This is a genomic window from Caulobacter sp., from assembly GCF_965279145.1.
GTDB lineage: Bacteria > Pseudomonadota > Alphaproteobacteria > Caulobacterales > Caulobacteraceae > Caulobacter.
On record NZ_OZ257139.1, the window covers coordinates 1,900,763 to 1,922,410 of the forward strand.

Annotated in this window: 20 protein-coding genes and 1 pseudogene; 12 read left to right on the forward strand and 9 right to left on the reverse strand. The window is 67.2% G+C overall.

The features are described from left to right. Positions 1-151: 151 nt before the first annotated feature. Positions 152-1,030 (forward strand): 2-dehydropantoate 2-reductase, encoded by an 879-nt coding sequence (locus ACQY9P_RS08900; protein ID WP_421739615.1) that lies wholly within the window; start codon positions 152-154, stop codon positions 1,028-1,030. Positions 1,031-1,238: 208 nt separating this feature from the next. Here the strand turns inward: ACQY9P_RS08900 and ACQY9P_RS08905 are convergent, their stop codons facing one another. The 3 genes from ACQY9P_RS08905 to ACQY9P_RS08915 form a co-directional block, all read right to left on the reverse strand. Continuing rightward, positions 1,239-1,658 (reverse strand): DUF6491 family protein, encoded by a 420-nt coding sequence (locus ACQY9P_RS08905; protein WP_421739614.1) that lies wholly within the window; start codon positions 1,656-1,658, stop codon positions 1,239-1,241. A gap of 251 nt (positions 1,659-1,909) precedes the next feature. Then, the gene (locus ACQY9P_RS08910) at positions 1,910-2,311 is read right to left on the reverse strand and encodes a hypothetical protein (RefSeq protein WP_421739613.1); all 402 of its coding nucleotides are present in this window, start codon (positions 2,309-2,311) and stop codon (positions 1,910-1,912) included. Positions 2,312-2,381: 70 nt separating this feature from the next. Then, entirely contained in the window at positions 2,382-3,638 is a 1,257-nt protein-coding gene (locus ACQY9P_RS08915) for a dicarboxylate/amino acid:cation symporter (RefSeq protein WP_421739612.1), read from the reverse strand. A gap of 303 nt (positions 3,639-3,941) precedes the next feature. On the opposite strand from ACQY9P_RS08915, the gene ACQY9P_RS08920 reads away from it, so the two are divergent. Then, complete coding sequence (locus ACQY9P_RS08920; protein ID WP_421739611.1) at positions 3,942-5,396, forward strand: AMP nucleosidase; 1,455 nt, start codon at positions 3,942-3,944, stop codon at positions 5,394-5,396. 128 nt (positions 5,397-5,524) lie between these two features. Here the strand turns inward: ACQY9P_RS08920 and ACQY9P_RS08925 are convergent, their stop codons facing one another. The 3 genes from ACQY9P_RS08925 to ACQY9P_RS08935 all read right to left on the reverse strand — a co-directional run bounded on the left by ACQY9P_RS08925 (position 5,525) and on the right by ACQY9P_RS08935 (position 8,772). Then, positions 5,525-6,763, reverse strand: coding sequence for an acetyl-CoA C-acetyltransferase (locus tag ACQY9P_RS08925; RefSeq protein ID WP_421739610.1), 1,239 nt, complete (start codon positions 6,761-6,763; stop codon positions 5,525-5,527). A 93-nt stretch (positions 6,764-6,856) separates the two neighbouring features. Further along, complete coding sequence (locus tag ACQY9P_RS08930; protein ID WP_421739609.1) at positions 6,857-7,948, reverse strand: glycosyltransferase family 4 protein; 1,092 nt, start codon at positions 7,946-7,948, stop codon at positions 6,857-6,859. Further along, on the reverse strand, positions 7,948-8,772 hold the full coding sequence (locus ACQY9P_RS08935; RefSeq protein ID WP_421739608.1) for a UDP-2,3-diacylglucosamine diphosphatase: 825 nt from the start codon (positions 8,770-8,772) through the stop codon (positions 7,948-7,950). The genes ACQY9P_RS08930 and ACQY9P_RS08935 overlap by 1 nt, the downstream gene beginning before the upstream one ends. 274 nt (positions 8,773-9,046) lie before the next feature. On the opposite strand from ACQY9P_RS08935, the gene ACQY9P_RS08940 reads away from it, so the two are divergent. Both ACQY9P_RS08940 and ACQY9P_RS08945 read left to right on the forward strand, forming a co-directional pair. Beyond that, entirely contained in the window at positions 9,047-9,676 is a 630-nt protein-coding gene (locus ACQY9P_RS08940) for a TetR/AcrR family transcriptional regulator (protein ID WP_421739607.1), read from the forward strand. A gap of 173 nt (positions 9,677-9,849) precedes the next feature. Continuing rightward, a pseudogene (locus tag ACQY9P_RS08945) lies at positions 9,850-10,025 on the forward strand (hypothetical protein); the annotation flags it as partial. A 667-nt stretch (positions 10,026-10,692) separates the two neighbouring features. Here the strand turns inward: ACQY9P_RS08945 and ACQY9P_RS08950 are convergent. Together ACQY9P_RS08950 and ACQY9P_RS08955 are read right to left on the reverse strand one after the other, a co-directional pair. Then, positions 10,693-11,802, reverse strand: a complete 1,110-nt coding sequence (locus tag ACQY9P_RS08950; RefSeq protein WP_421739606.1) for a pyridoxal phosphate-dependent aminotransferase — start codon at positions 11,800-11,802, stop codon at positions 10,693-10,695. A 48-nt stretch (positions 11,803-11,850) separates the two neighbouring features. Further along, positions 11,851-12,318 (reverse strand): Lrp/AsnC family transcriptional regulator, encoded by a 468-nt coding sequence (locus ACQY9P_RS08955; protein ID WP_421739605.1) that lies wholly within the window; start codon positions 12,316-12,318, stop codon positions 11,851-11,853. A gap of 123 nt (positions 12,319-12,441) precedes the next feature. Here ACQY9P_RS08955 and ACQY9P_RS08960 point away from each other — a divergent pair, with 123 nt between their 5' ends. From ACQY9P_RS08960 to ACQY9P_RS08980, 5 genes are all read left to right on the forward strand, one after another. Beyond that, positions 12,442-12,690 (forward strand): DUF6356 family protein, encoded by a 249-nt coding sequence (locus ACQY9P_RS08960; RefSeq protein ID WP_421739604.1) that lies wholly within the window; start codon positions 12,442-12,444, stop codon positions 12,688-12,690. Beyond that, positions 12,687-13,703 (forward strand): putative sulfate exporter family transporter, encoded by a 1,017-nt coding sequence (locus ACQY9P_RS08965; RefSeq protein ID WP_421739603.1) that lies wholly within the window; start codon positions 12,687-12,689, stop codon positions 13,701-13,703. Before ACQY9P_RS08960 ends, ACQY9P_RS08965 begins: the two co-directional genes overlap by 4 nt. A gap of 100 nt (positions 13,704-13,803) precedes the next feature. Further along, positions 13,804-15,225: an amino acid permease gene (locus tag ACQY9P_RS08970; protein WP_421739602.1), complete on the forward strand. Its 1,422-nt coding sequence runs from the start codon at positions 13,804-13,806 to the stop codon at positions 15,223-15,225. Positions 15,226-15,331: 106 nt separating this feature from the next. After that, the gene (locus ACQY9P_RS08975; RefSeq protein WP_421739601.1) at positions 15,332-16,480 is read left to right on the forward strand and encodes an acyl-CoA dehydrogenase family protein; all 1,149 of its coding nucleotides are present in this window, start codon (positions 15,332-15,334) and stop codon (positions 16,478-16,480) included. A 162-nt stretch (positions 16,481-16,642) separates the two neighbouring features. Next, on the forward strand, positions 16,643-18,232 hold the full coding sequence (locus ACQY9P_RS08980) for a methyl-accepting chemotaxis protein (protein ID WP_421739600.1): 1,590 nt from the start codon (positions 16,643-16,645) through the stop codon (positions 18,230-18,232). Positions 18,233-18,373: 141 nt separating this feature from the next. Here the strand turns inward: ACQY9P_RS08980 and ACQY9P_RS08985 are convergent, their stop codons facing one another. Further along, positions 18,374-18,685 (reverse strand): hypothetical protein, encoded by a 312-nt coding sequence (locus tag ACQY9P_RS08985; RefSeq protein ID WP_421739599.1) that lies wholly within the window; start codon positions 18,683-18,685, stop codon positions 18,374-18,376. Positions 18,686-18,972: 287 nt separating this feature from the next. On the opposite strand from ACQY9P_RS08985, the gene ACQY9P_RS08990 reads away from it, so the two are divergent. Genes ACQY9P_RS08990 through ACQY9P_RS09000 form a run of 3 tightly spaced genes read left to right on the forward strand, consistent with a single transcriptional unit; the run spans position 18,973 to position 21,631 of the window. Further along, complete coding sequence (locus tag ACQY9P_RS08990) at positions 18,973-20,985, forward strand: methyl-accepting chemotaxis protein (RefSeq protein WP_421739598.1); 2,013 nt, start codon at positions 18,973-18,975, stop codon at positions 20,983-20,985. Beyond that, complete coding sequence (locus tag ACQY9P_RS08995; protein ID WP_421739597.1) at positions 20,985-21,269, forward strand: STAS domain-containing protein; 285 nt, start codon at positions 20,985-20,987, stop codon at positions 21,267-21,269. Before ACQY9P_RS08990 ends, ACQY9P_RS08995 begins: the two co-directional genes overlap by 1 nt. Then, on the forward strand, positions 21,266-21,631 hold the full coding sequence (locus ACQY9P_RS09000; RefSeq protein WP_028038734.1) for a response regulator: 366 nt from the start codon (positions 21,266-21,268) through the stop codon (positions 21,629-21,631). The genes ACQY9P_RS08995 and ACQY9P_RS09000 overlap by 4 nt, the downstream gene beginning before the upstream one ends. Positions 21,632-21,648: the final 17 nt, after the last annotated feature.

Consider the following 21,648-nt stretch of genomic DNA (forward strand, 5'->3'; position numbering starts at 1 on the left):
TCTCCCCTTGCGGGAGAAGGTGTCAGCCTGGGGCTGACGGATGAGGGGTCGAAAGGCTTGTCATGATCGGCGGGCGCGACCCCTCATCCGACCCGCTTCGCGGGCCACCCTCTCCCGCAAGGAGAGGGTTTTGTTTTGACCGGAGCTCCTCATGACCAGCATCGCCCTGATCGGCCCCGGCGCGGTGGGCGGCGCGGTCGCCGCGTGGCTGGCCCAGAACCCGGCGCTGTCGGTCACCGTCTGCGCGCGGACGCCGTTCCAGGGGCTGGCGATCCAGACGCCGGGCGGCGCGATCTCGGCCGACCCCGTGGTGCTGACCGACCCCGCGAAGGCCACGCCCGTCGACTGGGTGCTGATCGCCACCAAGACCTACGACACCGCCTCGGCCGAGGGCTGGCTGGACGCCCTGGTCGGACCGGAAACGCGGCTGGCGGTGCTGCGCAACGGCGTCGAGCATGTCGAGCCGTTCCTGGATCGCCTGCCGGCGACGCGGATCGTGCCGGCGGTGGTCGACATCCCGGCCGAGCGCCGGGCGCCGGGGCGGATCCTGCAGCGCCGGGACGGCTGGATCCGCGTGCCCGACGACGCGGCCGGTCGCGATTTCGCCGCGCTGTTCGCCCACACGCCGATCGCGGTCTCGACCACGCCGGACTTCAAGACCGAGGCGTGGAAGAAGCTGGCTCTCAACTGCGCCGGGGCGGTCAACGCCCTGGCGCTGAAGCCCGCCGGGATCGCCCATGACGAGGGCGCGGCCCAGGTCATGCGGACCCTGGTGGCCGAGTGCGTCGCCGTGGGCCGGGCCGAGGGCGCCGACCTGCCCGACGACCTGCCCGACGCGGTGATCGCCGGCTATCGCGCGGGCGCGCCCGACGGGATCAATTCGCTGCACGCCGACCGTCTGGCCGGACGGCCCATGGAACTGGACGCCCGCAACGGGGTGATCGTGCGGCGCGGCGCGATCCACGGCATCCCCACCCCGGCCAACGCCATGGTGGTGGCGTTGATCAACGCGGCGGCGAGCGCGGCCTAGAGCGGATCGACATTCATTTGAGACGTCTGATTTTCAGATCAAAGTTACCCAAAACACCGCTCATCCCCGCGAAAGCGGGGACCCAAGCTGAGTCTCAGGACAACCCTGCGTCGTTCTAAAATCTGTAAGCCCCGCTTGGGTCCCCGCTTTCGCGGGGATGAGCGGTGAGAAGTATGCCCACCCGCTGAATGTCGATCCGTCCTAGAGCCTACGGCCGGTCCTTCTTGGGGATCGCCGCGATCTCTTCGGGCGTCAGCTTGGTGATGGTCTTGGCGCGGATCGGGATGCCCATGCCGAAGCCGTCGGAGACCCGCAGGTCCAGGTCGATCGGCGCGCAGACGCGGTCGCTGCCGCGCACGACGCTGACGATGTGCGAGCCCGGCCAGTTCAGCTGGCTGGAGCCGTAGGCCAGGTCCAGGCGATAGACGTCCTTGTTGCGGACCTTCATGTAGAGGATGTCGCGGCTGGGCGAGCTCCAGCCGTGCCAGTCCGACAGCGAGAAGCATGGCCGGTCGGCGCGAGCCGGCTTGGCGGCGGGTTGGGCCTGGGCGGAGGCCGCCGAGGCGATGAGACCGGCCGCGGCCAGAGCTGTCAGGGTGGCGCGGGCGATAGGCATGATCGTGCTCATGATGTGATCCTAACTTGTCCCTGCCTTGAAGATTGGCCTTCGGCGGCGACCTGTCAATGGCTTATACAGTAATTACTGTATGTGCGGATGGTCGGATATCAACGAGGACGGCCCGCATCGCGGTGCGAGGCGGGCCGTTCGATCTGGCGGGCTGGCTTCGGCGTCAGGCCGTGGCGGCGCCCTCGTCGGGGACGAGGTCGTCCCGTTCGCCTTCCCACGCCGAAGCCAATGCGGGAGAGTCGCCGAAGCGTTCAGCGACGACCGCGATAGCGTCGGCCCGGCAGGTTCTCGGGGCCCAACGCGGTGACTTCCTCGGACGAGAGCCGGCTGATCCTGGTCGCGCCCAGCGGCACGTTGAAGGACGGCGTCAGGAACAGGGTCATCCGCAGGTCGCCGGCGTCGCAGACCCGGCTGCCGCTGGAGCCCACCACCAGGTTGGTCGAGCGGGAGTCCATCTGTCTGACCGGCGTGGGCAGGTCGACGCGGTAATAGTCCGCCGTATTGACCTGCAGATAGACCGCCTGATCACCGGCGGAGACCCAGTTGCGAACCTGGCCGGCGTCGAAACAGGCGCGCTCTGCGGACGCGGCGGTCGAGGCCATGGCGGCGGCGGCGAGGAACAGGGCGGAACCAAGGGCGAACTGACGGGTCATCTGGAGCTCCTGTGGGGCGGGTTCAATCAGAATGAACCTCGCGCCACAGGAGTCAACCTTTGCGTCAGCTTCAGGCCGTGGCGGTGTCTTCGTCCGGCGCGATGTCGTCCAGTTCGCCTTCCCACTTGGCGACCACGGCGGCGGCGACGCTGTTGCCGACCACGTTGGTGGCCGAGCGGCCCATGTCCAGCAGGTGGTCGACGCCCAGCACCAGGGCGATCCAGGTTTCAGGCAGGCCGAAATAGGTGAGGGTGGCCATGATGACGACGAGCGAGGCGCGCGGCACGCCGGCGATGCCCTTGGAGGTCACCATCAGCAGCAGCAGCATGAAGATCTGCTGCTGCACGCTCAGATGCACGCCGTGGGCCTGCAGGATGAACACGGTGGCGAAGGTGCAGTAGAGCATCGAGCCGTCGAGGTTGAACGAATAGCCCAGCGGCAGCACGAACGAGACAATGCGGCGGCGGACGCCCAGCTTGGGCAGGGCGTCGAGGATGCGGGGATAGGCGGCTTCGGAGCTGGCGGTCGAGAAGGCCAGAAGGGCGGGCTCGCGGATCGCGGCGAACAGCGGGACCACCCGCTTGCCCAGCACCAGCCAGCCGGCGATGAACAGCAGCACCCACAGCGTGCCCATGGTCGCGTAGAAGCCCAGCACGAACTTGCCGTAGACGGCCAGCATCGACAGGCCCTGCGTGGCGATGGTCGAGGCCAGGGCGCAGAAGATCGCCAGGGGGGCCAGCTTCATGACGAAGTTGGTGACCTTCAGCATCACCTGGGCGCCCTGTTCGGCCAGTTCCAGGATATGCGGGGCCTTGTTGTCCAGCGAGGCGACGGCGGTGCCGACGAACAGGCTGAAGACCACGATCTGCAGGATCTCGTTCTTGGCCATGGCGTCGAAGATCGAGGCCGGCACCAGGTGGGTCAGGAAGCCCTGCAGGGTGAAGGTTTCGGTCGAGGCGGCCGGGGCGCTGGCGGCGCTGGTCACTTCGGTCAGGTTCAGGCCCGCGCCGGGGTGCAGCAGGTGGACCATCAGCAGGCCCAGCAGCAGCGACACGGCCGAGGCGCTGATGAACCAGCCCATGGTCTTGGCGCCGATCCGGCCCACGGCGGCCGCGTCCTCCATGTGGGCAATGCCGGCGACCAGCGTCGTCAGGACCAGCGGGGCGATGATCATCTTGATCAGCCGCAGGAACAGGTCGGTCCCCATCTTGAACCACTTGACCGCTTCTTCGGTCTGGGCCGGGTCGAGGAACTGGTTACAGGCCCAGCCGACCGTGACCCCGAGGATCATGGACGCGATGATCAGATAGGCGAAGCGCTTGTTCATGCAGTTTCCTCGGGCGCCGGGCAGGCGCGAACAGTCTTTTTCGGCGCCCGGCGGTAGGTATGACGTACGAGGGCGGGCGATCCGCACCCTCTGGGCATTTCAACCCTTTTGGCCGACGCGCGCGGGTTCGTCCATGCCCTTGAGAGAGGCGGCGCAGGCCGGCGTTCGTCAAGCTGGAGAAACAGGCTGGGTTTGCGGGCAGGAGAGGCGGTCCGGCGCCCTCAATCAAGCTAAGTAATAAATCATTCCCATTTGCGCGGCGCCCCATCTCGCAAATGTCGCGAAACGCCGCTATAAGAGCCCATGTCAAACCAAGAAAAAGCAATCGCTGTCGTCGAACAGCTGAACCAGGAATACGAGCGCGCCGTGGGCGCCCTCCGGACCGCCCTCAAGGCCTATCTCGAAACCGGCGCGCGGCCTGATCCGCAACAGCGCTTCGATGGGACCTTCGCCTATCCCGAACTGCGCCTGATCTATGATCCCGAGGCCCTGCCGCCCAAGTTGGCGCGATCCTACGCCCGCGTCAGTCGCCCGGGGATCTATGCGACCACGGTCACCAAGCCGGCCCAGTTCAAGGACTATCTGGTCGAGCAGCTGACCCTGCTGCTGAACGACTTCGACGTCGAGATCGAGGTCGACCGCTCGCGCCAGGAAATCCCCTATCCCTACGTGCTGGACGCCAGCATCGACCTGAACCAGGCCGATGTGCGGTCCGAGGACATCGCCCGGTTTTTCCCGACCACCGACCTGGCCTTCATCGGCGACGAGATCGCTGACGGCGTGTGGGACGCGGCCCTGGAAGAGACCCGGCCGCTGGCCCTGTTCGACGGCCTGCGCACCGACTTCTCGCTGGCCCGTCTGAAGCACTACACCGGCGCCCCGGCCGAGCACGTGCAGCAGTTCATCCTGTTCACCAACTATCACCGCTATGTCGACGAGTTTGTCCGCTGGGGCATCGAGCAGCTGGCCTTGCCCGACAGCCCCTATGAGGCGCTGTCCTGCTCGGGCGGGCTGGTGATCACCGCCGACACCGTCAATCCCGAACTGGCGGTGGCGGAGTCGACCTGGCGCAAGCACCAGATGCCCGCCTACCACCTGATGGCCAAGGGCGGGAACGGCATCAGCCTGGTCAATATCGGCGTCGGTCCGTCCAACGCCAAGACCATCTGCGACCACCTGGCCGTGCTGCGTCCCCAGGCCTGGCTGATGATCGGCCACTGCGGCGGCCTGCGCGACACCCAGACCATCGGCGACTATGTGCTGGCCCACGCCTATCTGCGCGACGATCATGTGCTGGACGCCGTGCTGCCGCCGGAAATCCCGGTGCCATCGATCGCCGAGGTGCAGCGCGCCCTCTATGACGCCTCCAAGGCGATCAGCGGTGATTCCGGCGACCAGCTGAAGAAGCGCCTGCGCACCGGCACCGTGGTCACCACCGACGACCGCAACTGGGAGCTTCGCCACAGCCTGTCGGCCCTGCGCTTCAACCAGAGCCGCGCCGTCGCCATCGACATGGAATCGGCCACGATCTCGGCCCAGGGCTATCGCTTCCGGGTGCCCTACGGGACCCTGCTGTGCGTGTCCGACAAGCCGCTGCACGGCGAGATCAAGCTGCCGGGCCAGGCCAACGCCTTCTACGAGCGGGCGATCAGCCAGCACCTGCAGATCGGCATCCTGGCCTGCAAGCTGCTGCTGGAAGAAGGCCCCAACCTGCACTCGCGCAAGCTGCGGGCGTTCGACGAGCCGCCGTTCCGTTGATGAGATCCTCCCCCTAGCGGGGGAGGGGGTCGCGTAGCGACCGGAGGGGGAAGTGTTGCTGAAATTCTCCAGCGACTTCCCTCTCCGTCGCCTGCGGCGACACCTCTCCCGCTAGGGAGAGGGTCTTTCTACATCCGCTCGATAATAATCGCCGGCGCCATGCCGCCGGCGGCGCACATCGTCACCAGGCCGCGCTTCAGGTCGCGCCGCTCCAGCTCGTCGAGCAGCGTGCCGATCAGGATCGAGCCCGTCGCGCCGATCGGATGGCCCAGGGCCATCGCGCCGCCGTTCACATTGACCTTGTCGCGGTCCAGCTTCAGGTCGCGGATGAACTTCTCGGCCACCACCGCGAAGGCCTCGTTGATTTCCCACAGGTCGATGTCGTCGACGGTCAGGCCGGCCTTGGCCAGGGCCTTGCGGGCGGCGGGGACCGGGGCGTTGAGCATAAGGGTCGGGCTGTCGCCGATATTGGCCATGGCCAGCACCCGGGCCCGGGGTTTCAGGCCGTGCTTGCGGGCGTAGTCAGGCGAGGCCAGCAGGATCGCCGCCGCGCCGTCCACGACGCCCGACGAGTTGCCGGCATGGTGGATGTGCTCGATCTTGAGGTCCGGATAGACCTGCCGGATCAGGCCGCCATAGGTGGTGCCGGCGTCGTCCAGGGCGAACTCGGCCATGGCGGTGAAGGCGGGCTTGAGGCCGGCCAGGCCTTCCATCGTGGTCTGCGGGCGGGGGAATTCCTCGTGATCGAGGGCCAGGGTCCCGTCTTCCTTGAACACCGGCACCAGGCTCTTGCTGAAGCGGCCTTCGCGGATGGCCACATCGGCGCGCTGCTGGCTGACCAGGGCCAGCTCGTCGACGGCCAGACGGCTGATGCCTTCCAGGGTGGCGATGGCGTCGGCGCAGACGCCCTGGTGCGACTGGGGATGGCGGGCCCGCAGGCGCAGGTTGCCGTTGTCCATCATCGGGATCGCGCCCGGCGTCGCCGTGGCGGCGGTGTAGGACATCATCTCGGTGCCGCCGGCGATGACCAGGTCTTCCATGCCCGACATGATCGAGGCGGCGGCCAGGTTGACCGTGGTGATGCCCGAGCCGCAGAAGCGGTCCAGGGTCATGCCGCTGGCGCGGACGTCATAGCCGGCGTCCAGCGCCGCCATGCGGCCCAGGTCGCCGCCCTGCTTGCCGCGCTGGCTGGAGGTGCCCCAGATGATGTCGTCGACATCGGCGGTGTTGAGATCGTTGCGCGCGGCCAGGGCGGCCAGGACCGAGGCGGCCAGTTGCTGCGGATGGATGTCGGCCAGGGCGCCCTTGCCGACCTTGCCGATGCCGCGCGGAGTCCGGCAGGCGTCAATGATGTAGGCTTCGGCCATCTGGCCCTCCCAATGCTGTCCGCCGATCGAGCGCCGGCGGCTTGGCAGGATTAGAAAGGCGCTGCCGTCGCGGCAGTCTCTAGAAAATTTCGGTCAGGCCGCCGTCTTCTTGCGCAGCCGCGCCAGCCGCCGCAGCCGCCGCCAGAACCGGGTCTTTTCCGGCTCGGGATAGGGCTGCAGGTTGCGGAAGAATTCCTCGGCGCAGGCGCGCCACGAGAAGCCCTCGGCGAACTTGCGAACGACCGTCTTGTCCAGGTCCAGGCACGCCAGGCAGGCTTCCTTCAGCCCGTCGGTCTGGCCGGGCGCCAGGGCGCCGGCGTTGGAGCCGGGGATGATGTCGATCGGGCCGGGGGCCGAGAAGGCGGCCACGGGCACGCCGGCGGCCATGGCCTCCAGGATCACCAGGCCGAAGGTGTCGGTCAGGGACGGGAAGCAGAACACGTCGGCGCAGCCGAAATAGCGGCCCAGTTCGTCGCCGAACTTGGCGCCCAGGAACTTCACCTCGGGATATTTCTCGGCCAGCTCCTCGCGTTGCGGGCCGTCGCCGATCACCACCTTGGTGCCGGGCAGGTCGAGGCACGCGAAGGCCTCGATGTTCTTCTCGACGGCCACGCGGCCGACATTGAGGAAGATCGGCCGCGGCAGCCCCTCGAACAGGTCCGGTTCGCCCTCGGCGCGGGGGCGGAAGATGTCGGTGTCGACGCCGCGCGACCAGGGCGAGAGGTTGCGGAAGCCGTGCTTGGCCAGCTCGTCGCGCATGGTCGGCGTGGCCACCATCAGGCGGCCCGACGGCTTGTGGAACCAGCGCATGTAGGTGTAGCCGGCGGCCAGCGGCAGCGGCAGGCGGGCCGAGACATATTCCGGGAACTTGGTGTGATAGCTGGTCGTGAACGGCAGCTTCCACTCCAGGCAGATGCGGCGCGCGGCCAGGCCGATCGGCCCCTCGGTGGCGATGTGGATCGCCTCCGGCTCGAACGACTTGAAGCGATCCTGAACGGGCTCGTAGGCGCCGATCGCCAGCTTGATTTCCGGATAGGTCGGCAGCGGGAAGGTCGGGAACTGGTCGGGGCTGACGACATCGACCTCGTGGCCCATGGCGCGCAGTTCGTCGACCACCCGGGTGAGGGTGCGAACCACGCCGTTGACTTGAGGTTCCCAGGCGTCTGTGGCGAGAAGTATCCGCATCAGGCGGCGGCAGGCTCCGGCAGGGCCTCGTCTTGCGGCGCGCGCAGGGCGCGGTCGATCACCGACCACGAGCGCATCTTCGCCCATTCGAGGATTTCAAGTTGGCCGTCGGCGTGTTCGACGAGGGCGGTGCAGCTTTCCACCCAGTCACCATCGTTGACGTAGGTGATTCCGTCGATGTCGCGCATTTCAGCCTTGTGAATGTGTCCGCAGATCACGCCGTCCACCCCCCGGCGGCGCGCTTCATCGGCCACGGCGGCTTCGAAGTTCTCGATGAAATGCAACGCGTTCTTCACCTTGACCTTCAGATAGGCCGAGAAACTCCAGTAGCCGAATCCCATGCGCCGCCGAGCGCGGTTGAGCAAGGTGTTCAGCATGAGGATGGTTCTATAGGACCAATCCCCGAGGAAGGCGAGCCACTTGGCGTGCTGCACCACGCCGTCGAATTCGTCGCCGTGCACCACCAGGTAGCGCTTGCCGTCGGCGGCCTCGTGGATCACGTCGCGGGCCACCACCACGCCGCCGAAATGGACGCCGCAGAAGTCGCGGATGCGGTCATCGTGGTTGCCGGGCACATAGATCACCTCGACCCCCTTGCGGGCCAGGCGAAGGATCTTCTGCACCACGTCGTTGTGGGCCTGGGGCCAGTGCCAGCCGCTGCGCAGCTTCCAGCCGTCGATGATGTCGCCGACCAGATACAGGCGCTCGCACTCGATATGGCGGATGAAGTCCAGCAGCAGTTCGGCCTGGCAGCCGCGCGTTCCCAGGTGAAGGTCGCTGATGAAGATGCTGCGATAGCGGCGGACGGCGATTTCGGCGCTCATGCTAGCCCCCGGCTGTCTCGCCTGATCGATCCGCCCCCGGATTGGTCGCGACCTCGGCGAGTGCCTTCGCGCTTAAGCCGATTGCATGTCGCTTTAATGAAACCCTCGCCGGCCGGAGGTGGGGCGGGGTTCCGCAAGGTCAGCCCTGAAAGCGCGCAGTCTGCTCACCAGGCGGGCAGACGGGAACCCTGATCGCCCCGCCCAGGCCGCGCCTTGTCGGACCGGGGCGCGAACGGCTGTTGCGATGCAGCATGGCCCGCACTAAGTCAGGGCCATGGACGCCGCCCGCCTCGCCAAGGACACCCCGAAATCGTTGAAGACGCGGGCGCGGATTCTCGATTGCGCGATGAAGCTGATCGCCGAGGTCGGCTATCACGCCGCCACCAACCCGGTCATCGCCGACGCGGCGGGGCTGACGCGCGGGGCGATGCTGTATCACTTCCCCACCCGCGAGGCGCTGGTCGAGGCCGCCGTGGCCCATGTCCAGGCCGAGCGCTCGGCCCTGTTCCGGGCCGCCGCCGAGAACCTGCCGTCGGGCGCCGACGTCACCGAGCACGCCATCGACAGCTACTGGGACCTGCTGCACAGCGTCCCGTTCATGGCCTTCGCCGAGCTCGAGGCCGCCGGTCGCACCGATCCGGCCATCCAGGCCCTGCTGGCCCCGGCCCAGGCCGAGTTCGACCGCGCCCAGGCCGGCGACCACTTCCTGAAGATTCTGCACGCCGGCGCCGGCCCGCGCTTCCAGGCCAGCCGCGACCTCGCCCGCTTCATGCTGGAAGGCCTGGCCCGCACCACCCTGACCTATGACCGGGACGGCCGGAAGGAACGCCTGCTGGCGGTGATCAAGCGGGCCACGCACATGCTCAACCGCAAGGGCGATGTGCAGGACCTCTGGCCGGACTAGGGCGCGCTTGGAGCAGGCGTTTCGGATGTCTGTTCGGGGTGGGGAGTCGGACCAAACCCTTACCCGTCTCCCCGGCGAAGGCCGGGGAGACGGATGAAATGGAGCCTAGCGCGGACCTCCACAGCGTCCGACTGAGGTCGTACCGTCCTCAAGATCAGTATCGAAAGCCGACACTGGCGCGATGGTGGCTTGGGCCCATCCCATACCTCCCGTCATTCCCGCCCTTGTGGCGGGAACCCCTCTGTCCGCCGCAGGTGCGGGAGGGGCGAAGTGCGCGCGCACTTCGCTTGCGCTTCACGTGTCAGCTGAAACAGGGGTTCCCGCCACAAGGGCGGGAATGACGGGAGGTATGGGGATGCAGGGCGCCAAATCCCCGTTCTTTCCAGAGCAAACCCTAACCTAATCAATACCTTGTAAAATAGTTGATCGCGCCAATCCTCCGCGCTGAAACCGCCCGCATAATCAATCTCACCTGACAGCACGGGAAGGGCGTCCGGCCGGCGACCAGAGGCGGCTGTCAGGGGTGATCGAGCGGGGCCACCGGAGTCGCGTGAGCGGGACCGGGCTGGGCTTAAAGGAGGACAGAGGACGTAAACCTGTCCATCGGGGAACTCTCGTCGGAGGTCCCCGCCCGTCCGAAGGTACGTTCCGGGTCCTCCGGAATCGGCGTGGCTGCAGCTTGAGGGCTGGGTCCGTCGCGAGGAGGAGCGCTCGGATGGGGGTGAAGGGTTGAACCAGACCCGCGCGCCCCGGCCAGAGGGATAACGATCACGCGGAGCGTTCGTCTTCGTCGAAACGGTACTTAGAACTCACACATTCCGGGCGAGGCCCGGACGCTCCGCGACCCTTCCCAATAACTCGGCGGATTCCGCGCGAGGACGCTGACACTTGCCCCCTACGGACCGCTATCGCGGTCGTCTTCCCCCGGAGGGGGAAGATGGGGTCGGCGCTTTTCATCTTCCCCCTCCGGGGGAGGACGACCTGCGAAGCAGGTCAGGGGGGGGGGGCGAGTGGTCTCAGGCCTTCAACGCCTTCGGCAGCACTTGCGCGAAATAGTCCAGCTCCGCCGGGCTCGCCGTGCCCACCCGGATCCAGGTGGGATGGGCCGGGCTGTCGAACACCCGCACCTCGACGCCCATCGAGGCCAGGGTCTTCTGGAAGGTCAGGTTGGGTCTGCCGCTGTCGACGAACACATAGGTCCCGTGCGACGGCAGGGAGTTGAGCCCATTGGCCTTGCAGATCGCATAGATCCTGGCGCGGCAGCCTTCCAGATAGGCCTTGGCTCCGGCCAGATAGGTCGCGTCGCCATAGCAGGCCGCCGCCGCCGCCAGACCGGGTCGGCCCTTGTGCGTGGGGATCATGCTCTTGAGCGTCTTCACCCGATCGGGGCGGGCGACGATGAAGCCGACCCTCAGCCCGGCCATGCCGTAGACCTTGGAAAAGGTGCGGGCCACGATCACGTCGTGGCCGGCGCGGACCAGGTCCATCATCGAGTTGCGCTCGGGATCGGGGCTGATCTCGATATAGGCCTCGTCCACGATCACCGGGCAGGTCTTGGACATCTCGACGCAGAAGGCCCGCAGGGCGTCGGCGTCCAGCAGCAGGCCGGTCGGATTGTTGGGGTTGCAGATATAGACGGCCCCCGCGCCCACCGCCTTGGCCCGCGCCGCCAGGGCGGCGAGATCGATCTGCTGGTCGGCGCCGACCGGAACCCAGTCCAGCCTGGCCCCCTGGCGCTCGGCATAGAGCAGGGGCGTGGCGTAGGTCGGCACGGCGGCGACGATCGGGCCGGCCTTGGAAAAGGCGGTGGGCAGCAGCGACAGGGCTTCCAGCGAGCCGTTGCACAGCCCCACCTGCTCGGGCCGCACCTGGTCGCGCTTGGCGATCAGCGCCACCAGCGGCGGCTCCAGCGCCCAGGCGTAATAGGGCGTCTCGTCCAGCGCCTTCATGGCCGCCTTGCGGGCGGCGGGGCTGGGTCCGAACGGATTTTCGGTGACGCCGAGATGGGCGCGGATGGCCGGCGGCGGGGCGGGATCGACCGAGGTGTCGGCGGCGGCGGCGATCCCCGGCGCGAGGGCCGCGCTTCCGATCAACAGGCCAAAGGCTTCTCTGCGCGTCGCGTCCATGGTCGCTCTCCGATTCCGCCCGCTATTGAGCCGCCGTCGATGACAGGATCAAGACGTGGTGATCGGCAGCGCCGTGGTGAACTTGATCTGCTCCATCGCGAAGCTGGAACTGACGTCGGTGAGCGGGGCGGTGGCGATCAGCCGCTTGTAGAAGCGGTCATAGGCGGCGATGTCGCGCACCACGACCTTGAGCAGGTAATCGACCTCGCCGCTCATCCGATAGAACTCGACCACCTCGGGCAGGGCCCGGGCCCCGGCGGCGAAGGTGGTCAGCCAGGCCTCATCATGGCGGCCGGTTTTCACGGCCACGAACACCGTCAGGGACAGGTCCAGGGCGTCGCGGTCCAGCAGGGCGACGCGGGCGGTGATCACGCCGGCGTCCTGCAGGCGCTTGATCCGCTTCCAGCAGGGCGTCTGGGTCAGGCCCACGCGCTCGGCCAGGTCGGCGATGGCGACCGTGGCGTCCTCCTGCAGGATCGACAGGAGGCGGCGGTCAATGTGGTCGAGATCAATCATCTTCGGTTCAGGCCAATTCGAGAATGAGATTCCCCATACCGCCGAAATGACAGGTGATCCAGTAATGCCATTCTCCGATTCACCGTCATGCTTGGACGCCTGAAGTTGAATCGGGGACCCCTCATGCTGAAGTCGTTCACGCGCCATCCGGAAGCCGTCGGCGAGACCTATGGTCAGCACATGGGCATGGCCTGGAGCTTTGGCTTCACCCTGATCGGCGCGGGCCTGGCCTGTCTGGTCCACGGCCTGCTGCCCTTCGCCTTCGAGCGCACCGGCAGCAATACCGTTCGCGGCCTGCACGACCGCCTGAGCCGCCGCTGCGCCATGGCGGACAAGGCGCTGGGCCTCGACATCACGCCCGTCCAGGGATGAACACCGCCGTCGCCCGCCTGGGCGGTGCGCGGTTCGAGATCGGCAAGCTCTGGCCGGGTCTGATCGCCGGCCTCGCCATCGCCCTGCTGGCCAGACCGCTGGCCCACGGTCTTCACGCGCCGGCGCCGCTGATCGCGGTGGTCCTCGGCATGGGCGTCGGCGCCCTGGGGCTGGGCGCGCGACTGGCCGCTGGTCTTGATCTCTGGGCCAAGCCCGGCCTGCGTCTGGGCGTCGCCCTGATGGGCGCCCAGATCACCTGGAGCGAGTTCGCCCTGCTGGGCGGCCCGGCCATCCTGGCCAGCGGCGCGGTGGTGCTGGGCGGACTGACGGTGGGCGCGGCCGTCGGCATGGCGCTTGGACTTCCGCTGGCCGAGGCCCTGATCGCGGCGGCCGCCTGCTCGATCTGCGGCGCCTCCGCCGCCCTGGCCGCGTCCCAGGCCGCGCCGCCCAGTCCCGCCAACCAGCGCACGACCGCCCTGGTGATCATCGGGGTCAATCTGCTCTCCACCGTGGCCATGCTGGCCTATCCGCCCATCGCCCACGCCCTGGGCTTCACGGCCCATCAGGCGGGAGTGTTCTTCGGCCTGTCGATCCATGACGTCGCCCAGGTGGCCGGCGCGGGCTCCTCGGTCTCGCCGGAGGCTGCGGGCGCGGCGGCCCTGGCCAAGCTGGCCCGGATCGTCTGGCTGGGCCCGGCGGTGGTGCTGATCGGCGTGCTGCTGAGCCGCTCGGGCGACGGCGCGGCGAAGGCCGGGCTGAAGGGCCCGCCGGCCTTCGTGCTGGGCTTCGCCGCCCTGGCCGCCGTGCGTGGCCTCGGCTGGCTGCCGCCGATGCTGGTGACCACCCTGGCGACGGTCTCCAGCTTCCTGCTGCTGGCCGGCGTCGGCGCGATCTCGGCCAAGCTGGGACCCGCCGCCCTGCTGCAGGTCAAGCCGAAGCTGGCGGCGGCGCTGGGACTTTCGACCCTGGCGGTGGCGCTGTTCGCTTATGGCCTGACGCGCCTTTTCTTCTGACCGACGATCTTTGGCAGGAAATGCCCCGGCCAATGCCGCACGTCTTGGCGACGCACGTTGCCCAGCCCATGGTTGCGGCGGAGTATGAAGTCGGGAGGACATGACCTTGAGTTTCTGGACGCGGCGCAAGTCGATCGACGCCATGGCGGCGGGCCATGACGGCCACCAACTGAAGAAGACGCTGAGCTGGCCGCATCTGGTGGCCCTGGGCGTCGGCGCCATCGTCGGCACCGGCATCTATACCCTGACCGGCATCGGCGCGGGCCTGGCCGGTCCCGGCGTGATCCTGTCGTTCCTGATCGCTGGCGCGGTCTGCGCCTGCGCGGCGCTGTGCTACGCCGAACTGTCGACCATGATCCCCGCCTCGGGCAGCGCCTATACCTACAGCTATGTCGCCATGGGCGAGCCTGTGGCCTGGTTCGTCGGCTGGAGCCTGATCCTCGAATACACCCTGGTCTGCGCGGCCGTGGCCGTCGGCTGGTCGGCGCACGCCACCGGCCTGTTCCGGATGATCGGCACGCCCGAGGCCCTGCTGGCCGGTCCGCACATGGGGGGTCTGGTCAACCTGCCGGCCGTGATCATCTCCTTCGCCGTCGCCGGCCTGCTGGCCCTGGGCACCAAGGAAAGCGCCACGGTCAACATGGTGCTGGTGGCCGTCAAGATCATCGCCCTGGCGATCTTTGTCGTGCTGTGCATCCCGGCCTTCGACGCCAGCCACTTCACGCCCTTCATGCCCCAGGGCTTTGCCGCTACCCCCGACGCCAACGGCATCAAGGTGGGCGTCATGGCCGCCGCCAGCCTGATCTTCTTCGCCTTCTACGGCTTCGACGCGGTCTCGACCGCCGCCGAGGAGACCAAGAACCCCAAGCGCGACCTGACCATCGGCATCGTCGGCTCGATGGCGGTCTGCACCCTGATCTACATGGTCGTCGCCGCCGTCTCGATCGGCGCCTCGCGCACCGAGATCTTCTCCAAGAGCGAAGCGCCGCTGGTCTTCATTCTGGAGAGCCTGAAACATCCGAGGGTGGCGCAGCTGGTGGCCCTGGCCGCCGTGGTCGCCCTGCCCACCGTGATCCTGGCCTTCATGTACGGCCAGAGCCGGATCTTCTTCGTCATGGCCCGCGACGGCCTGCTGCCCAAGACCTTGGCCAGGGTCAACGCCAGGACCGGCACCCCGGTGCTGATGACCCTGCTGACCGGCGCGCTGTCGGCCCTGATCTCCGGCTGGCTGTCGCTGAAGGACATCGCCGAGTTGGCAAACGCCGGCACCCTGGCGGCCTTCATCGCCGTGGGCCTGTCGGTGATCATCCTGCGGGTCAGGGATCCGGGCCGCCAGCGGGTGTTCTCGACCCCAATCTGGCCGGTCGTGGCGTCGGGCGCGATCCTGGGGTGCCTGTACCTGTTCTCCAGCCTGCCGACCAAGACCCAGCTCTATTTCCTCTACGCCCACCTGATCGGCGCGGCGGTCTATGTGCTGTTTGGCCTTCGCAACAGCGTGCTGGCCCGGGCCGAGCGGACGTAGCGGCAAGGCGATTTAGGGCCGGCGTGTGGCGCGCCGGCCCTTCCATTCCTGAGCTTGGCGGCTACAGTCCGCGTCAAAACAAGTGTTTGACGCTGGAAGGAACGCCATGGCCCTGGATCTCGAAACCCGCGATCAACTGATCGACATGGTGGCCCGTTTCGTGGCCGAGCGCCTGCGCCCGATCGAGGCCAAGGTGTCCGAGGACGACGCGGTTCCGCAAGACATCGTCGAGGAGATGAAGGGGCTGGGCCTGTTTGGCCTGTCGATCCCCGAGGAATTCGGCGGTCTTGGCCTGAACATGGAAGAGGAATGCCTGGTCGGGATCGAGCTGGGCCGCGCCTCGCCGGCCTTCCGCTCGGTGTTCGGCACCAATGTCGGCATCGGCAGCCAGGGCCTGGTGATGTTCGGGACCGACGACCAGAAGGCCAAGTGGCTGCCCGGCATCGCCTCGGGCGAGATCATCACCAGCTTCGCCCTGACCGAGCCGGAAGCCGGCTCCGACAGCGGCTCGGTCCAGACCCGCGCCACCCGCGACGGAGACGACTATGTGCTGAACGGCTCCAAGCGCTACATCACCAACGCGGGCAAGGCCTCGCTGTTCACGGTGATGGCGCGGACCAATCCTGACTCCAAGGGCGGGTCGGGCGTCTCGGCCTTCCTGGTTCCCGGCGGCCTGCCGGGCCTTATCGTCGGCAAGCCCGAAAAGAAGATGGGCCAGCAGGGCGCCCACATCCACGACGTCACCTTCGACAACGTGCGTGTGCCGGCCTGGAACCGCCTGGGTGAAGAGGGCGAGGGCTTCAAGGTGGCCATGCAGGTGCTGGATCGCGGCCGGCTGCACATCGCTGCCGTCTGCGTGGGCGTGGCCGAGCGGCTGATCAAGGACTGCGTGGCCTATGCCGGCGAGCGCAAGCAGTTCGGCCAGGCCATTGCGAACTTCCAGCTGGTCCAGGGCATGCTGGCCGATAGCAAGACCGAGGCGCTGGCGGCCCGGGCCCTGGTGCTGGAGACCGCCCGCAAGCGCGATGCGGGGCAGGGCGTGACCCTGGAGGCGGCGGCGTCCAAGCTGTTCGCGTCCGAGATGGTGGGCCGGGTGGCCGATCGGGCGGTGCAGATCTTCGGGGGCGCCGGCTATGTCGCCGACTACGGAATCGAGCGGCTGTATCGCGACGTCCGTATTTTCCGAATCTATGAGGGCACCAGCCAGATCCAGCAGGTGGTGATCGCCCGGGAGACCATGAAGCAGGGCGGATAGCCGGGTTTCCCCAGGCAAGCCGGGCGTGCGTCAGCCCGGCTTGCTGGTGCGACCTTTAGGCGAGTGCGTCAACCTGCCGCGTCTGAGGCGCGAGGATTTAAGGTCGCATTAAGCATGCGAGCAGAGGGTCGAACCCGTCTTATCAAAAGGGGATTCGGCCATATGGATCAGGATCATGGGCTAGGTGATCGGTTGGCCTTCATCGGGCTGGACGACAGCGCGCGAAAGGCCCTGCGGGATCTTCGTCCCCTGATCCGCAAGGAGATCGGCGGCGCGCTGGGGGCCTTCTACGCCAAGGTCAAGGCCACGCCCCATACCCGCGCCTTCTTCAAGAACGACGCGCATATCGACGCCGCCAGTGATCGCCAGGCGGCGCACTGGGACGTGATCGCCCAAGGCGATTTCAGCGGCGACTATGTCGACACCGTTCGCACCATCGGCCAGGTTCACGCGCGCATCGGCCTGGAGCCCCGCTGGTACATCGGCGGCTACGCGGTGGTGATGGACAGGCTGCTGCGCACGACCATCGATTCGCTTTGGCCCCGGGGCATGATGTCCAAGGGTGATCCGGGCAAGGCCGGCGACGCGGTCAGCGCCCTGATGAAGGCGGCCATGCTGGACATGGACTTCGCCATCTCGATCTATCTGGAGACGATCGAGGCCGAACGTCAGCGCCTCGAAGCCAGCCGGCTCGAAAACGAGAAGTGCCAGAACGTCATGGTGGCCGCCCTGGGGGCGGCCCTGGATCAGCTGGCCCAGGGCGATCTGATGGGGCGCCTGGAGGTCGAGGTGAAGCCCGAGTTCCAGAAGCTCAAGGACGACTTCAACAACGCCGTCGGCATCCTGGAACAGGCCATGTCGCGCATCGCCGTGGCCACCGACGGCATCCGCTCGGGCTCCGACGAGATCGGCGTCGCCGCGGACGACCTGTCGCGACGCACCGAGCAACAGGCCGCGAGCCTGGAGCAGACCGCCGCCGCGCTGGACGAAATCACCTCGACGGTCCGCCGCTCGGCGGCCGGGGCCAAGCAGGCCTCGGAGGTCGTCGCGGGGGCCAAGACCGAGGCCGAGCGTTCGGGCGTCGTCGTCGACCAGGCCGTGGCGGCCATGGGCGAGATCGAGGGATCCTCGCGCGAGATCTCCAACATCATCGGGGTGATCGACGAGATCGCCTTCCAGACCAACCTGCTGGCCCTGAACGCCGGGGTCGAGGCGGCCCGGGCCGGCGAGGCCGGCCGAGGCTTCGCGGTGGTGGCGCAGGAAGTGCGGGCCCTGGCCCAGCGCTCGGCCGACGCCGCCAAGGAAATCAAGGCGCTGATCAGCGCCTCGACCCGTCAGGTCGAGGCCGGGGTCGGACTGGTGGGGCAGACCGGCGCGGCCCTGCGCGGCATCGTCGACAAGGTCGCCGAGATCGACGACCTGATCGTGCAGATCTCGTCTTCGGCCCAGGAGCAGGCCACGGGCCTTCACCAGGTCAACACCGCCGTCAATCAGATGGACCAGGTGACCCAGCAGAACGCCGCCATGGTCGAGCAGACCACGGCCGCGACCCACTCGCTCAAGGGGCAGACGGCCGAACTGGTGAACCTCATCTCGACCTTCCAGGTCGGGGCGAGCCGCGCCGCCACGCCAGCGCCCACGCGCCGGGCTCCCGTCGCGCCGGCCGCGCGTCCGGGCGGCGGCGCCGCCCGGCTTGTCGCGCGAAGCGGCGCCGCGACGGCGGTCAGGCGCGAGGAGTGGGAGGAGTTCTGAGCCCCGCGAGGGGCTGACCCTCCCGCCGACGTCCAGACACGACAATACGCCCCCGCCAGCCAGACGCGAAGCGCTCCATCCGGAACGCTTCGGCCCTGGCCAGCGGGGGCGTATGGGTCCTAGAAGTCTAGGAAATAAGGCTTACGCGCCGCCCGGGAAGCGGAAGGGAACCTTCACGGTGCCCGACTTGGCGCCCATCGGAAGCTTTTCGGCGATGCACATGGCCGCCTTGTCGAAACCCTTGCCGGCGGCCGAATTCTCAACGACCTTGCAGTCGCCCAGCTTGCCAGCGTCGGCGGTGCATTCGAGCATCACCTGAGCGGCGTCGCGCGTATTGGCGTACTGCTGCAGGCAACGGCCCATTTGGTCTTCAAAACCACCAGCCGCCGAGGCGGCCTGGGCGATGAAAAAGCTGCCAGCGATTCCCGCGGCAAAAGCGATCGGATATTTCATCCCGCTGCTCCTAGTAATGAATTCACGTCCTGTGGACGATGCGCCAACCGGACGCGTACTGAAAGTCGCAGGTTCAAGTTAAAATATTCTGAGTCAGCGAGCAGTATTCAGAATTTACTTCATAGTAACCTTGCCTGAACCTTAACGCCCTGGGGGCGATTCCTGGCCGCTTTATAGATTCAGGTGCGACCAATCGTCCCTCCTTGGGACACTTTGGGTACGCAAATCCAGTTTCCCTTAACCAAGGTCAGAGTCTGTTAGGAATCTATCGTGATGATCACCCTGGCTTGATGGCGCTCCGTGGGCACGGATCGCTACCTGGAGGGGACCTTGCGATGAAGCGCTTTCGGCTTGTCGATCTACCGTTGATTATCAAAATCGGCTTCGCGCCGGCTTTCGCGCTTTTGATGCTGGCCCTGATGGCCGGCGGAGCCGTGGTCGTGCAGCGCAGCCAGTCCGCGGCGCTGCGTCAGGTCGTTGAGACCGACATGCGCGAGAACATGGAGATCCAGGCGCTGTCCAAGCGCATCTCCAACGTCAACGGCGAGCTCTACACCGTGCTGACCCACAAGGCCGGCAACATCGATCTCGAAAAGAACGAGGCGCGCATGGCCGCTGTCCTCACCGAGACCGACGCCATCAAGAAGGATCTGATCGCGCTGAAGGCTCACCTTCCCGCGGCCGAACAGCCGAAGATCGTCGAGCTGATCAAGTCGCTCGATGAATGCCGCAGCGCCATCGATACGGTCAGCGGCATGATCGGCGTCGACTTCGGCATGGCCGTGGGCTTCATCGCGCCGTTCGAGGAACAATACGCCAAGATGACCGGTCAGCTCGACGCGGTCGTCAACGCCGCCAACAAGCGGACCGCCGAGACGGCCGCCAAGAAGCAAGCCGAAGCCACCGCCGCCATGAGCGCCACGATCATCATGTCGCTGATCACGCTGGCCTCCGTCGCGGCCCTGGCCTTCTTGACGGTGATGAACGTTCGCAAGTCGATCTCCGACATCGCCGGCGCGACCGAGAAGCTGTCGCAGGGCGACAACAGCATCGACCTGGAGAAGATGACCCGCCTGGACGAGCTGGGCGCCATCGTCCGCTCGCTGAAGGTCTTCCGCGACAACCAGCTGCACCTCGAGCAGATGCGCGCGGAGCAGGAAAAGAACGCGGCCATGACCGCCGACGAGCGTCGCTCGAAGGAAGAAGCCGCCGCCGCCATGGCGCGCGAAAGCGCCCTGGTCGTCACCAGCCTGGCCGAGGGCCTTGAAAAGCTGGCCTCGGGCGACCTGACCTTCCGCGTCAGCGCCGACTTCCCGGGCGACTATCGCAAGCTGAAGGACGACTTTAACGGCGCCATGGGCTCGCTGCAGGAGACGATGAAGGTCATCGCCGCCTCGACCGACGGCCTGAGCACCGGCGCCGACGAGATCGCCCACGCTTCGGACGACCTGTCGCGCCGCACCGAGCAGCAGGCCGCTTCGCTCGAACAGACCGCCGCGGCGTTGGATGAACTGACCGCCACGGTCCGCCGCACCGCCGGCGGCGCCCGCCAGGCCTCGGACGTGGTTTCGACCACCCGTGGCGAAGCGACGCATTCCGGTCAGGTCGTGCATCAAGCAGTGTCGGCGATGGGCGAGATTGAAAACTCGTCCAAGCAGATCAGTCAGATCATCGGCGTCATCGATGAAATCGCGTTCCAGACCAACCTTCTGGCTCTGAACGCCGGTGTCGAGGCCGCCCGCGCGGGTGAAGCGGGTCGCGGCTTCGCCGTCGTCGCTCAGGAAGTGCGGGCCCTGGCCCAACGCTCGGCCGAAGCCGCCAAGGAGATCAAGACCCTGATCTCGTCCTCGACCCAGCAGGTCAGCCAGGGCGTGAACCTGGTCGGACAGACCGGCGAGGCGCTGCAACGGATCGTCGTCAAGGTGGGCGAGATCGACGCCCTGGTGACCGAGATCGCGGCCTCCGCCGCGGAACAGGCCACTGGTCTGAACGAAGTGAACACGGCCGTGAACCAGATGGATCAGGTCACGCAACAGAACGCCGCCATGGTCGAACAGTCGACCGCCGCGACGCACTCGCTGAAGGGCGAGACCGCCGAGCTGGTCCGACTGATGGCCCGCTTCCAGGTTGGTCAGGGTCAGACGGGCTACCGTCCGACCGCGGCCGATCCGGTCCAACACGCGCCGGCTCGCAACCCGGTCGCTGAACAACGGGCTCGACTGGGCGCTTTCGCCCGGCCTGGCCGCGCCGCAACCGCCACGGCCGCCGCTCCGGCCGCCGAGGGCTGGGAGGAATTCTGATGGCCGCACTCGCGCTGCCTGAAACGCTCGACCTGAAGGCCGCCGGCCCGCTGAAGGCCGCCTTCCTGCAATGTCGGGGCGAGCCTATCGAGGTCGAGGCCGGACAGGTCCGTCGCCTCGGCGGCCTGTGTCTGCAGATCCTGCTCGCGGCCAGCAAGGCCTGGGCTCAGGACGGCAAAGCTTTTTCGATCAAGGGGCCTTCGGAGGCCTTTCTAGAAACCACCCGTCTTTTCGGCGCCGACGGGGCGCTGCTTTCGGCGGATATCCATGGAGCGAACTCGTGACGCGTACTGTCCTCACGGTCGATGATTCCCGCACAATGAGGGACATGCTCCGCATGGCTCTGGCTGGCGCCGGTTTCAATGTGGTCGAAGCCGTCGACGGCGAACATGGGCTGGAGGTTCTCTCCGCTCACCGCCCCGATGTCATCATCACCGACATCAACATGCCCAAGCTGGACGGCTTTGGTTTCATCGAGGCGGTTCGCGTCGATGACGACTATCGCGCCATCCCGATCCTGGTGCTGACCACGGAAAGCGACCCCAGCAAGAAGCAGCGGGCTCGCGAAGCCGGCGCGACCGGCTGGATCGTCAAACCGTTCAATCCCGAAAAGCTGGTCGAGGCCATCCGCCGCGTCGCGGCCTGATCCTCGACCTTCATAGA

Coding starts and splice junctions, on each gene's coding strand:
- ACQY9P_RS08960 (WP_421739604.1), top strand. CDS start 12,442: ATGCTGAAGTCGTTCACGCGCCATCCGGAAGCCGTCGGCGAGACCTAT.
- ACQY9P_RS08925 (WP_421739610.1), bottom strand. CDS start 6,763: ATGGCCGAAGCCTACATCATTGACGCCTGCCGGACTCCGCGCGGCATC.
- ACQY9P_RS08975 (WP_421739601.1), top strand. CDS start 15,332: ATGGCCCTGGATCTCGAAACCCGCGATCAACTGATCGACATGGTGGCC.
- ACQY9P_RS08915 (WP_421739612.1), bottom strand. CDS start 3,638: ATGAACAAGCGCTTCGCCTATCTGATCATCGCGTCCATGATCCTCGGG.
- ACQY9P_RS08910 (WP_421739613.1), bottom strand. CDS start 2,311: ATGACCCGTCAGTTCGCCCTTGGTTCCGCCCTGTTCCTCGCCGCCGCC.
- ACQY9P_RS08970 (WP_421739602.1), top strand. CDS start 13,804: ATGACCTTGAGTTTCTGGACGCGGCGCAAGTCGATCGACGCCATGGCG.
- ACQY9P_RS08920 (WP_421739611.1), top strand. CDS start 3,942: ATGTCAAACCAAGAAAAAGCAATCGCTGTCGTCGAACAGCTGAACCAG.
- ACQY9P_RS08955 (WP_421739605.1), bottom strand. CDS start 12,318: ATGATTGATCTCGACCACATTGACCGCCGCCTCCTGTCGATCCTGCAG.
- ACQY9P_RS08930 (WP_421739609.1), bottom strand. CDS start 7,948: ATGCGGATACTTCTCGCCACAGACGCCTGGGAACCTCAAGTCAACGGC.
- ACQY9P_RS08995 (WP_421739597.1), top strand. CDS start 20,985: ATGGCCGCACTCGCGCTGCCTGAAACGCTCGACCTGAAGGCCGCCGGC.
- ACQY9P_RS08950 (WP_421739606.1), bottom strand. CDS start 11,802: ATGGACGCGACGCGCAGAGAAGCCTTTGGCCTGTTGATCGGAAGCGCG.
- ACQY9P_RS08905 (WP_421739614.1), bottom strand. CDS start 1,658: ATGAGCACGATCATGCCTATCGCCCGCGCCACCCTGACAGCTCTGGCC.
- ACQY9P_RS08985 (WP_421739599.1), bottom strand. CDS start 18,685: ATGAAATATCCGATCGCTTTTGCCGCGGGAATCGCTGGCAGCTTTTTC.
- ACQY9P_RS08900 (WP_421739615.1), top strand. CDS start 152: ATGACCAGCATCGCCCTGATCGGCCCCGGCGCGGTGGGCGGCGCGGTC.
- ACQY9P_RS08965 (WP_421739603.1), top strand. CDS start 12,687: ATGAACACCGCCGTCGCCCGCCTGGGCGGTGCGCGGTTCGAGATCGGC.
- ACQY9P_RS08980 (WP_421739600.1), top strand. CDS start 16,643: ATGGATCAGGATCATGGGCTAGGTGATCGGTTGGCCTTCATCGGGCTG.
- ACQY9P_RS08935 (WP_421739608.1), bottom strand. CDS start 8,772: ATGAGCGCCGAAATCGCCGTCCGCCGCTATCGCAGCATCTTCATCAGC.
- ACQY9P_RS08940 (WP_421739607.1), top strand. CDS start 9,047: ATGGACGCCGCCCGCCTCGCCAAGGACACCCCGAAATCGTTGAAGACG.